The sequence below is a fragment of the Streptomyces sp. XY006 genome (assembly GCF_002237655.1).
GTDB lineage: Bacteria > Actinomycetota > Actinomycetes > Streptomycetales > Streptomycetaceae > Streptomyces > Streptomyces levis.
The window spans coordinates 135899-147209 of the sequence record NZ_NOKT01000015.1; the positions used below are offsets into that span (position 1 = coordinate 135899).

Below are 11311 nucleotides of genomic sequence, written 5' to 3' on the forward strand. Positions count from 1 at the left end.
CCGCCCGCACCGACCCGTTACCCTTGTCCCCGCGCCGCCGATCACGGCAGGCGCGGGGAGGCGTGCCCGAGCGGCCGAAGGGAACGGTCTTGAAAACCGTCGTGGCAGCGATGTCACCGTGGGTTCAAATCCCACCGCCTCCGCTTGATCAGCAGTGAGTACGGCCCCCGGCCCGGTTCTCCGGTCGGGGGTCGCTTGCGTGTCCGGTTCCGGCAGGAGCGTCCCGTATCCGGAAAGGCTGTGAGCCCCCTGTGAGTCGGTGCATCGTCGTCGTCACCGCTGTGCACGGACCCCATGCCCGCTTCCTGCCGGAGGCCTACGCGTCGCTGTGCGCGCAGCGGTTACCCGGTGGCTGGGAGTGGCACTGGGTGATCCAGGAGGACGGGGAGGGCGACGGCGTACGGCCGTATGTGCCCGAGGACCGGCGGGTGACCTTCCGACAGGGGCGGGGCGGCGGGCCCGGGGTGGCCCGGACCATGGCCCTGGCGCATGCCGAGGGTGCGTATGTGAAGGTGCTGGACGCCGACGACCTGCTCGCGCCCGGGGTGCTCGCGCGGGATCTGGCGGTGCTGGAGGGGGACCGCGGCCTGGCCTGGGTGACGTCCCGGGTGCTGGATCTGCTGCCCGACGGGTCGACGGCCGGGTTCCCGGGCGATCCCGACGAGGGGGTGATCGAACGCGGGGAGGTGCTGGAGTACTGGAAGGCCAACGGGTTCCTCGCCCAGGTCCATCCGGCCTCGCTGTTCGTGCGGCGGGAACTGCTGCTCGCGCTCGGCGGCTGGATGGCGCTGCCCGCCTCGGAGGACACGGGCCTGCTGCTTGCGCTGAACGCGGTGAGCCGGGGGTGGTTCTCGCGGGAGGTGGGGCTGCTGTACCGCAAGTGGGAGGGGCAGGTCACCGGGAAGGCCGCGCACATGGAACGGGGCGAGCGGGAGGCCCGGATGGCCGTGGTGGAGACCCGGGCGCGAGCGCTGTCCCGCCTGAAGTGGAGCTTCGGCGCGGCGCTGTGAACGGGAGTCCGTGCCCCCGGGCGAGGGGACGCGGCGCTGTGAGCGGAAGTCCGTGCCCCGGCCGAGGTCACGCTGCGCTACGACCAGAGGCCCGTGCCCCGGCCCGGGGGCGTGGGCCTGAGGCCGAGGCGGGTGTACCACTCCGTGCCCAGCAGCAGCGCCCGTTCCCGCTCCGGCAGTGCGGCGATCAGGCCCGGGGCGGCTCCCCGTTCGACCTCGGTGCGGTGCGCCAGGATCGCGGCGACCTTGCGATCGAGCCAGGGGGTCACGTCGACCGCGGCGGTGACGTCGTCGTCCGGGACCGTGTACATCCGCTTGCCGGCGGGGGCCAGGAGACCGGTCCAGGAGCGGACGGCCGAGTGCGGGTGTGTGGCCAGGTGCAGGGCTTCCGGCCGCCAGGGATCACCGGCGTCCGGGTAGAGGCGTTCCAGGCCGGCGGCGTGGACCGCGAGCAGGGTCACGCGGTGGGTGTGTACGTGGTCCTCGTGGCCGGTCAGGCCGCCGTACGCGTCATGGGTGAGGACGATCCGCGGGCGCAACGCGCGGATGTGCGCGACCAGTTGCCGCACGACGTCGTCGAGTGGGGCGTCCAGGAGGCGGGGGCGGCCCGGGGCCGAGTGCGGGACGCGGGAGTCTGCGTACCCGAGCATCCGGGGCGGGCCGGTGCCCAGCACGCGCAGGGCTTCGGCCAGTTCCGCGGCGCGCGGGGTGTCCGGGGCCCATGTCGTGGTGACGACCGTGGTGTGCGCGTCCGCCGCCGCGTGACGGGCCAGCACGCCGCCCGCTACCAGGGACTCGTCGTCGGGGTGGGCGAAGACCGCCAGGAGGGCGGACGGGGGCATCCGGTTTCTCCCGGTTACGGGTGGTCCTGTGGGGGTGTTCCGGTGAGAGCGATCGCCTGACTCGGGCATTTCTCCGCCGCCTCCAGGACGTCCGGGTCGGCTCCTTCCGTGCGCTCCCGGCCCGGGCGGACCACGCCGTACCCGTCGACGAAGTCGAAGACCTCCGGGGCCCGGTGGGCGCACTCGGCGGATCCGTAGCAGAGCTCGCGGTCGACCGAGACCCGCATGACGACCTTCATGACCCTTTGTCCCCCTCCGGACGCGTCACGAGCCGTGGACATCACCAGGTGACTGCCCAGCGGGACTTCGGTCGAACCGGACCGAGGCGGCGCCGGCCGGTCCGGCTAGCGCGTGCCCGCGGCCGTGGCGAGCCAGTGCGCGACCCGGCGTACCGCGGCCTCGTCGAGACCGTCGACGAGCGCCCGTACGGCCGTGTCGTCCTCGGGCGTGAGGTCGTACAGGCCCGCCGTGTTCAGCGCGGCGAGGAGGACCTGGTGGCGGCGGCCGGTCATCCGCTGGGCGAGGACGGTGGGTTCGCCGGGGGCGGACGCCGGGCTCGTCCGGGGTGCGGCCTCCTGCCGCGCCGGGGCGTCGTAGCGGTGCCAGGCGCCGTCCTTGGGCCCCCAGACGGCGACGGTGGCCTCCTCGCCCCGCGCGCGCAGGGTCTGGGTCATCTCGCCGACGGCGTGCAGCACGGGAGCGCGGTGCGGGGACTCGGCGGCCGCCTGCCAGGAATCCGTGGCCGGCCGGTGGAACATCGCCACCCAGCGGGGAGCACCCTGCGGTCGCGGGCTCTCGGGACGTGACTCCACTGCGCTCACCCCTGTACGTCGCTGCGAAGGCGTTACGGCAGCCCGAAGATAACTGACGGACCGTCAGTTATCCAGGGGCGCCCGGGGGCGGAAGAACCGGTCGGCGGAGCCGGAGAACGCGGTCGGCAGGGTTGCAGGGCGCCGTCCGCAGGGGAGGATCACCACGTCGTCCGACACCGGTCCCTCCCCTCGTGGGGACCGGTGCCGAACGGTGGAGTCACCGTCGTCCGACTCGGATGAAAGCTGACCGGATGGGTGCGTTGCTGCGTCCGGATCCTGCCATTTCCGGCCCTGGACGGGGAGGTTCCGGGGTCAAACGGAGGGTATTACCGCAGGTCAGCTGTATAGAGTGAGTTTTCCGGACCGGACGTCGGACGTCCCGGCGCGAGCAGTGAGGAGTGGAGACCTTGAGTTCCGACTCGGGGGCACGCACCGCCTTCGCGGAACGCCTCGCACTGCTGTACAAGGAAGCAGGCAACCCTCCACTCAAGCGCGTGTCCGAGTCGGTCGGGCGGCTGCAGCGGGTCGACGAACGCGGGCGGCCGGTGCGGGTGTCCGCCCAGCGGATCAGCGACTGGCGCCGGGCCCGGAACGTCCCCGCTCAGTTCACCGCCCTCGCGGCGGTGCTGCACGTGCTGATACCCGAGGCGCGCCGGGCGCGGCCCACGCCGGTCTCCCCCGGCCTGTACGACCTGGCGCAGTGGCAGCGGCTGTGGGAGCGCGCGGTGGCCGACCCGGTCGGGGAGCGCCCCGCGGCGTCGGCGCCGGAGGAGGGGCCCGCCGCCGAGCCGCCTCCCGCGCCGGGCGGGGTGTGCCCGTACCGGGGGCTGGCCTCCTACCGCCGGGAGGACGCCCGGTGGTTCTTCGGCCGGGAGCGCAGCACGCACGCGCTGGTCGGCCAGCTCCGGGCGGTGGGGGGCACGGGCGGTCTGGTCATGCTGGTGGGCGCGTCGGGGGCGGGGAAGTCCTCCCTGCTGAACGCCGGCCTGGTGCCCGCCCTGCGCGACGGCGCGCTGACCGGGGACGACGGCAGGGGAGGCAGGGGCGGCAGAGTCGGGGCCGCGCAGGTCGACGGCCGGCTCCACGAGGGCCCGCTCCCCGCCCCCCGGGCCGACTCGGAGGACCAGACGGACACCCCCGGCCCCGGCGGCCGGGGCGGTGACCATGGCCAGGGGGATCCGGGCAGGCCGGGCGGCAGCTCCGGGCAGGGGCAGGGTGACCAGGGCAGGCCGGGAGGCAGCTCCGGGCATGGCGGCACAGGTGGAGCCCGGGTCGACGGGGTCCGTCCGGCCGGGCACGTCGTACAGCTCGTGCCGGGGGCCGATCCCCTCGCGGAGCTGATCCGGCGCATACCGGACCTGGAGTCCGTCGTCCCGGCGAGGGCCGGGCGGGCCGCGGCCCAGCAGGAACGGACCCGCGCGCCGGCCGAACAGCAAGGGACCCGCGCCCCGGCCGGGCAGGAACGGGCCCGCGCCCCGGAGCAGCGCGAGACCCGCGCCCCGGCCGAGCACGAACAGCCCCGAGCCTCAGCCGAGCAGGAGCAGACCCGCTCCCCGGCCCAGCAGGAACAGGGCCGCGCCGAGGCCGGGCAGGAACGGGCCCGTGCCCCGGAGCAGCGCGAGACCCGCGCCCCGGCCGAGCACGAACAGCCCCGATCCTCAGCCAAGCAGGAACAGACCCGCGCCCCGGCCCAGCAGGAACAGAGCCGCGTCGAGGCCGGGCAGGAACGGGCCCGCGCCCCGGAGCAGCGAGAGACCCGCGCCCCGGCCGGGCAGCGAGAGGGCAGTGCCGCCGAGACGGGGGAGGCCCCCGCTTTCCTCCGCCCGGACGCCGTCCGCGCCGCCGTCGCCGCCTGGGCCCGGCGTGAGGCCCCCGCCGGTGGCCGGCCGGTCGTCATCGTCGACCAGTTCGAGGAGACGTTCACCCTCTGCCCGGACGAGGCGGAGCGGCGCACCTTCGTCGAGGTCCTGCACGCCGCCTGCACACCGGCCCGGCCCGGCGAACCGGCCCCGGCGGTCGTCGTCCTCGGCATACGCGCCGACTTCTACGAGCGCTGCCTGCGCTATCCCGAACTGGCCGACGCGCTCCAGCACCGCCACATGGTGCTCGGGCCGCTCACCGCCGCCGAGCTGCGCGAGGCGGTGACCGGACCGGCCAAGGCCGTCGGACTGGAACTGGAACCGGGCCTGGCGGAGCTCATCGTCCGCGAGGTCAGCGCCGACGGCCCGCGCGGGGCGCACGACGCCGGCGTGCTGCCGCTGCTGTCGCACGCCCTGCTCGCCACCTGGCAGCGCAGGAAGGCGGGCCGGCTGACCCTGGCCGGCTACCGCGCGGCCGGCGGCATCCAGGGCGCGGTCGCGGCGACCGCCGAACGGGCCTGGTCCCGGCTCGACCCGGCGGCCCGCACGGCGGCGCGTCTGCTGCTGCTCCGGCTGGTCAGGCTGGGTGAGGACACCCAGGCCACCCGGCGGCGCGGCACCCGGCGGCAGCTCGCGAACGAGTCGAACGACCCCGGCAAGACCGAGGAGTCCCTCGAAGCGCTGGTCCGCGCCCGGCTGGTGACGCTCGACGCGGAGACCGTGGAGATCACACACGAGGCGCTGCTGCACGCCTGGCCGCGCCTGCGCGAGTGGATCGACGAGGACCGGCAGGGCAACCTGCTGCGCCAGCGCCTGGAGGAGGACGGCCGGGCCTGGGAGGAGTCGGACCGCGACACCTCCCTGCTCTACCGGGGCTCGCGGCTGGAGCAGGCCGACACCTGGGCCCGATCGGCCGGGGACACGTTCCTGACCCGCAGCGCGGTGGAGTTCCTGGCCGCCTCGCTCCGGCTGCGCCGGCGCTTCCTGTGGATCACCCGTGGCGCGGTGGCGGCGCTGGTCGTGCTCGCGATGCTGGCCGTCGGGTCGGCGGTGATCGCGTTCAAGCAGCGCGACGACGCCGTGTTCGAGCAGGTGCTGGCCCAGGCCGACCGCGTCCAGGACACCGATCCCTCGCTCTCCGCGCAGCTCGACCTGGTCGCCCACCGGCTCCGGCCGGACGACGAGGGCGCGAACAGCCGCCTGATGTCCATCGTGAACGCCCCGCTGGCCACTCCCCTCATCGGCCACACGGGGGCCGTCTACCTCACGACGTTCAGCCCGGACGGCAAGACCCTGGCCACGGCCAGCTACGACCGGACCGTCCGGCTGTGGGACGTGTCCGACCCCCGGCGCCCCGAGCCCCTGGGCGGTCCGCTGACCGGCCACACGAGCTGGGTGAGCAGCGCGGTCTTCAGCCCGGACGGCAAGACCCTGGCCAGCGCCGCCGACGACGGCACGATCCGGCTCTGGGACGTCTCGGACCCGGGCCGTCCGAAGCGGCTGGGCAGGCCGCTGACCGGCCACGACGGCACGATCTACCTGATCGCCTTCAGCCCGGACGGCCGGTCCCTGGCCTCGGCCGGCGACGATCACACCGTGCGGCTGTGGGACGTGGCCGACCCGCACCGGCCGCGGGCGCGCGGAGAGCCGCTGACCGGGCACACGGCCGCGGCGCGCTCGGTGGCGTTCGCCCCGGACGGCCGGACCCTGGCGGCGGGCGGCGACGACGGCACGATCCGGCTGTGGGACGTGTCGGACGTGGACCGTCCGGAGCGGCTCGGCGCGCCGCTGACCGGCCACGGCGCCCTCGTGCACTCCGTGGCGTTCAGCCCGGACGGCAGGACGCTCGCCAGTGGCGGCGAGGACAACACCGTCCGCCTGTGGAACATGGCCGATTCTCGACGCCCGAAGCAGATCGGAGCGCCGCTCACCGGCCATACCGGCCCGATCTGGTCCGTGGCGTTCAGCCCCGACGGCACGATGCTCGCCGCCGCCAGCGCGGACAGCACCGCGAGCCTGTGGAAGGTCAGCGATCCGGAGTACCCGTCGCAGGTCGGCGGGCCGCTGGCGGGCAGCAGCGGCGAGATGTACGCGCTCGGCTTCAGCCCCGACGGGCGCACGCTCGCCACCGGCACGGGTGACAACAAGGTCCGCCTGTGGGCGGTGCCGCGGTCGGACATGACCGGCCGGACGGGTTCGTTCCGCTCCGACGGGCGGGTGCTCGCGACGGCGGGCCGGGACGGCCGGGTCCGGCTGTGGGACGTGCGCAGGCCCGGCGGGCCCGTACGGATCGGTGAACCGTTCCGGCCCGGCAAGGACGGCGTGCGCACGCTGGAGTTCTCCCCGGACGGCCGCACTGTCGCGGCCGTCACCGGCGACCGGACCGTGCGGCTGTGGAACCTCAGCGATCCGGAGCACCCCGTTCCGTACCGCTCCTCCATCCCCCTGCGCATCCGGTACGCCGACCCGCTGGCCTTCAGCCCGGACGGACGCGTGCTGGCCACCGCCCACGACGACCGGACGATCCGGCTGTGGGACATCGCCGACCCGTCCCGGCCCCGGCCGCTCGGCGCGCCCCTCACCGGTCACAAGGGCTATGTGAACTTCCTGGTGTTCAGCCCCGACGGCCGTACGCTCGCCAGCGGCAGCGCGGACGGCACCATCCGGCTGTGGAACGCGGGCGACCCCGCCCGGATCACCCTGATCGGCACCCCGCTCAGGGGGCACCGGGGAGCCGTGAACGCCCTCGCCTACCGCGGCGACGGCCGGACGCTGGCCAGCGCCGGCGACGACAGCACCGTGCGGCTCTGGGACGTCGCGGATCCCGCCCGCGCCTCCGAGGAGAAGCGCCTCACCGGCCACACCGAAGCGGTCGTGTCCCTCACGTTCAGCCGCGACGGCCGCACCCTGGCCAGCGGCGGCAACGACAGCACCGTCCGGCTGTGGGACGTCGCCGACCCCTCCGGGGCCACCGCGATCGGCCAGTCGATGAGCCCCGGCGCCAAGACCGGCAACTTCCTGGCGTTCAGCCCCAGCAGCCATCTGCTCGGGGTGTCCAGCGGCGCCGACACCATCCGGATCTGGGACCTGGACGTCGGCCGGGCGGTGGACCGCATCTGCTCGATGACCCGGGGCGTGCTCACGCCGGACACCTGGCGCGCCTATCTGTCCCGCCTCTCGTACGACCCGCCGTGCGACGGCTGAGCCGCCCGGTTTTCTCAACAGGCCCAATTGTCAAGGAAGTTGCGTGATACCGCTCACAACTCCGATTTACCGGCGGTCAGTCGTCTCGCAGTGGGCAAGCGCTTGTTACCCTTGGCCATAGCCCGACCGCTGGTGCATCCCCCGTCGCCAGCGGTCGGGCCTTTGCGTCAGCGCAGGTCCCGCCGCATCAGGACCCGGGGATGACCGGCCAGGACCGAGGTGGTGGCCGCCGCCCAGGTGAAGCCGGCGCGTTCGAAGTTCTTCCGCAGACCGGCGTAGGCCATGGTCAGGTCGACCCTGGCGTCGCCGTTGTCGAGCGGGTACGCCTCGATCACCGGCGCCCCGTGGGCCCGGGCGAAGTCGACGGCTCCGGCGATCAGGGCGTGCGAGACGCCCTGCCTGCGGTGGCCGGGGCGCACCCGGACGCACCACAGCGACCAGACGGGCAGGTCGTCGAGGTGCGGGATCTTGCGGTTGCGGGCGAAGGAGGTGTCGGCGCGCGGGGCGACGGCGGCCCAGCCGACCGGCTCGTCACCGTCGTAGGCGAGCACGCCCGGGGGCGGGTCCGCGCGGCACAGCTCGGCGACGAGGGCACCACGGGCCGGGCCGCGCAGCTCGTTGTTGAGCTTGGAGGGGATCCGGTAGCTCAGGCACCAGCAGACGTTCGCGGTCGGCGACTTGGGGCCGAGCACGGCGCGGACGTCCTCGAACTCCGTCGCGGGGCGCACCTCGATGCTCATGCCCTCACGATGCCACGGGCCGTGCGGCGGCGCCGCCGGATCACGGCCTCGGCCGGCGGCACGGCCCGGCCGAACAGGGTGTGCAACGGCCGGGCCGTGTCCGCCCACTCCGGCGAGCGGCCTCCGCGCGGGTCGTGGGCGCGAGGTCAGTGCGGTGGACGTACCGCCGAGGCCGCCCGCAGCAGCCGCAGCCGGCCGATCTCGGTCACGTTCCTGGTCAGTTCGGTGTTCACCGAGGCCACCATGTGCGCCACGGTGTACCGGGGGTCCTCCGGCCAGGGGAAGGGCGCCGTGGCGTCCAGGTCGGACTCGGTCAGGCCGTCCAGGACGGACAGCCACCGCGTGCGCAGCTCCCGCAGCCAGGTGACGGTGGGGGCGCCCTCGCCGGGCCGGACGACGTCCGCGCGGTCGCGGGGCGGGCGGCCCTGCGCGTGGTCGAGGGCGACGCTCCACCACCAGCCGATGTGCCGGCTCACTCGAACAATGACCAGGTCGACCGGAACTGCTCGCGCAGCAGTTCCGTGCGGGAGACGCTCATCGCACGACCCTACGCAACGGTCCGGGCGTCCCGGGCCAGTCCCGCCCAGTCGAGGTCCCGCAGCGCCGGCTCGGCGTCGCAGCCGGACGGCAGGCGGGTCGTGGCCTGGAACCAGACGACGACCAGGCGCGAGCGGTAGGTGACCGGGTCGCGGCCGGGGTCCAGGGCCGTCGACTGGAACGTGCCCAGGCAGGCCACGGCCGGCAGCACCTCCACCGGCCCGAGACCGCCCGCGTACTGGTCGGGGTACTCGCGCGCGGGCGGCACCAGATGGACCGGCGTACCGGGGTGGGCCCGCTCGGCGGCACGTACCAGGCGGGCGATGCGCAGGTCGTTCACCGGCTTGCAGGGGTAGCCGGCCGGGAGATCGCCGTAGGTCGACGAGAAGCGCAGCTCGGCGAGATCCACCGAGCGGCCCGAGGCCAGGACGAGGCGGGTGAGCGCCATGGCCGGCGTTTTGCCGTACGGGTGCATGGGGGTCTTTCGGTGCTCAGGGGCGGTGCTCCGGTCACGGCCGGTGTCCCGCCGGCCGGGCCGCCGACGGGGCCGGTCACGGCCGGTGTCCCGTCATGCGGGCCGCCGACGGGGCTCGGGTCACGGCCGGTGTCCCGTCATGCGGGCCGCGGACGCGATCGTCGCCCGGGCCTCACGCTCGGACAGGCCGGTGTTCAGGGCCGCCTCGACCAGGGGGTCCACGAGCGCCGGGCCGATGCCGTCCTCGTAGGCCCGGCAGGCGGCCCAGAACAGGCGGGTGTTGCGCTGGCCCTCGTGCGCGGCCAGGACGAACTGGACCAGGCCCTGGCCGTGTCCGTCGGCCGCCGCGGACGCGGGGTGGTGGGCGCGGGGCGGCGGGAGCAGCAGCCGCAGCAGGGAGCGCGGGCAGCGGGCGGGGGGCAGATGGGCGGTGCCGGGCGCGGCGGCGTACACGCCCCGGTCCGTGCGGGAGCCGGGGCCCACGAGGTAGCCGCCGGCGCCCCGGATGTCGATGCCGGGGGCGAGGCGGCCCGCCGAGTTGGGGACGACCACGTCGGGCGGGCCGCTCAGCCACAGGTGACGCCCGCCGGAGGGGGTCAGCACCACCACCGTCGGGGGGATCGTGAACAGGTGCCGCAGGGCCAGCTCGCGCAGGGCGGCCGAGGAGTCCGTGCCGGTCTTCACGTCCAGGTCGACGCCGATCAGGTGGTGCGGGGGCAGACCGCAGGCGATGCCGTAGCCGGTCGCCCAGGGCGCCGCGGCGAACAGTTCGCGGATGCGGGCCGGGTCGCTGGAGGCGTCGTACACCCCGTGGCCGAGGCGGCCGCACTCGCCGTGGCAGGGGGAGGGGACGGGTTCGTCGCGGTGGGGGGAACGCAGCGCGGGCAGCTTGGTGCGCGACAGGGGGATGACGGCCAGCCCGCGCTCGGCGGCTGACAGGGCGTGTGCGAGGGCCAGCGTCGTGGCCTGCCGGTCGGTGGTGGCCATGACTCTAGTTTCGTACGTACGTTCGAAAAAGGAAAGGGGGAGCGGCTGCGACGCGCCGGGGTGAGGTGCTCTGCCCGAAAAGTGCGGGAACGCTTCGTCCCTTGCGGCACCCGGGTTCGAACGCCCCGTTGCACCCCACTTCGGGACGGAAGTGAAGCGAAGTGGTTTATCGACTTGTCCTCACGCTTGCGTGCGAATGGCGGCTTCCGGGGTGGTTCGCCGGGGATTCGGTGGGCAACTCTGGACTCGCGACGTCGCGCAGAAAAGCCAGGGCGGCCGGCCGACTTCCCTGGTGGCAGCAGTACTTCAGCAGCACTTCGCGCACTCACGGCCATGAGCCGGTGCGCACCGTTCTCGGAGTCCTGGAGGGACCACAACATGGCAAGCATCCGTACCGCCCGCGTCATCGCCGCCGTCTCCGCCCTTCCGCTCGCCGCCGCTCTCTTCACCGGCGTCGCGACGGCGGACAACGGCGCCTTCGCGGACAACGGATCCATCGCCGCCGTCACCGAGGCCGAACAGGGCATCCTCGGCAGCGGAGTCGGCGGTGACAACTTCGGCAACGCGGCGACCACCCAGCAGCAGGCCGTGGGTGAGGGCGCCTCGAACCAGAGCAACACGGCCCAGGTCAACGGCTCGGCGTTCACGGCCGTCAACCAGGGCAATGCCAACACCGCCGTCAGCTTCGCCCCGCTGTGGTGGTGAGCTGAGCGGGCCGGTGCGCCGGCCCGCCATCCGTGTGGGGTGTGCTTCGTGGGGTGACAAGCGTCTGAGCGGCGGTGCTCCGGTACCGCCGCGCAGGCGTTTTTCCTTGCCTGTCCGCCCTCTTGACGGCTCGACGGATC

General features: G+C 74.4%; 9 protein-coding genes, 1 tRNA gene and 1 pseudogene. 4 read left to right on the forward strand and 7 right to left on the reverse strand.

Going from position 1 to position 11311, the window contains the following annotated elements:
• Positions 1 to 56: 56 nt before the first annotated feature.
• Together CHR28_RS19150 and CHR28_RS19155 are read left to right on the forward strand one after the other, a co-directional pair.
• Positions 57 to 143, forward strand: a tRNA-Ser gene (locus CHR28_RS19150).
• Between the two features lie 138 nt (positions 144 to 281).
• Positions 282 to 1010, forward strand: a complete 729-nt coding sequence (locus CHR28_RS19155) for a glycosyltransferase family 2 protein (RefSeq protein ID WP_373453364.1) — start codon at positions 282 to 284, stop codon at positions 1008 to 1010.
• Positions 1011 to 1087: 77 nt separating this feature from the next.
• On the opposite strand, the gene CHR28_RS19160 is transcribed toward CHR28_RS19155, so the two are convergent.
• The 3 genes from CHR28_RS19160 to CHR28_RS19170 all read right to left on the reverse strand — a co-directional run bounded on the left by CHR28_RS19160 (position 1088) and on the right by CHR28_RS19170 (position 2610).
• Positions 1088 to 1852 carry a PIG-L deacetylase family protein gene (locus CHR28_RS19160; RefSeq protein ID WP_094054872.1) on the reverse strand — a complete coding sequence of 255 codons (765 nt, stop codon included), beginning with the start codon at positions 1850 to 1852 and terminating at the stop codon, positions 1088 to 1090.
• 14 nt (positions 1853 to 1866) lie between these two features.
• On the reverse strand, positions 1867 to 2079 hold the full coding sequence (locus CHR28_RS19165; RefSeq protein ID WP_094054929.1) for a ferredoxin: 213 nt from the start codon (positions 2077 to 2079) through the stop codon (positions 1867 to 1869).
• A 117-nt stretch (positions 2080 to 2196) separates the two neighbouring features.
• Entirely contained in the window at positions 2197 to 2610 is a 414-nt protein-coding gene (locus CHR28_RS19170; protein ID WP_094054930.1) for a hypothetical protein, read from the reverse strand.
• A 452-nt stretch (positions 2611 to 3062) separates the two neighbouring features.
• On the opposite strand from CHR28_RS19170, the gene CHR28_RS19180 reads away from it, so the two are divergent.
• Positions 3063 to 7727: an nSTAND1 domain-containing NTPase gene (locus tag CHR28_RS19180; protein WP_256984302.1), complete on the forward strand. Its 4665-nt coding sequence runs from the start codon at positions 3063 to 3065 to the stop codon at positions 7725 to 7727.
• Between the two features lie 167 nt (positions 7728 to 7894).
• Here CHR28_RS19180 and CHR28_RS19185 read toward each other — a convergent pair whose 3' ends face one another.
• The 4 genes and pseudogenes from CHR28_RS19185 to CHR28_RS19200 form a co-directional block, all read right to left on the reverse strand.
• Positions 7895 to 8467 (reverse strand): GNAT family N-acetyltransferase, encoded by a 573-nt coding sequence (locus CHR28_RS19185; RefSeq protein WP_094054873.1) that lies wholly within the window; start codon positions 8465 to 8467, stop codon positions 7895 to 7897.
• Between the two features lie 146 nt (positions 8468 to 8613).
• Positions 8614 to 8943 (reverse strand): annotated as a pseudogene (locus CHR28_RS19190) (DinB family protein); the annotation flags it as partial.
• A gap of 71 nt (positions 8944 to 9014) precedes the next feature.
• A complete protein-coding gene (locus tag CHR28_RS19195; RefSeq protein WP_179272491.1) occupies positions 9015 to 9452 on the reverse strand; it encodes a hypothetical protein in 438 nt (145 codons plus the stop codon).
• A gap of 147 nt (positions 9453 to 9599) precedes the next feature.
• The gene (locus CHR28_RS19200) at positions 9600 to 10466 is read right to left on the reverse strand and encodes a bifunctional DNA primase/polymerase (protein ID WP_094054876.1); all 867 of its coding nucleotides are present in this window, start codon (positions 10464 to 10466) and stop codon (positions 9600 to 9602) included.
• Positions 10467 to 10844: 378 nt separating this feature from the next.
• Here CHR28_RS19200 and CHR28_RS19205 point away from each other — a divergent pair, with 378 nt between their 5' ends.
• The gene (locus tag CHR28_RS19205) at positions 10845 to 11171 is read left to right on the forward strand and encodes a hypothetical protein (protein WP_094054877.1); all 327 of its coding nucleotides are present in this window, start codon (positions 10845 to 10847) and stop codon (positions 11169 to 11171) included.
• The last annotated feature ends 140 nt before the right edge of the window (positions 11172 to 11311 follow it).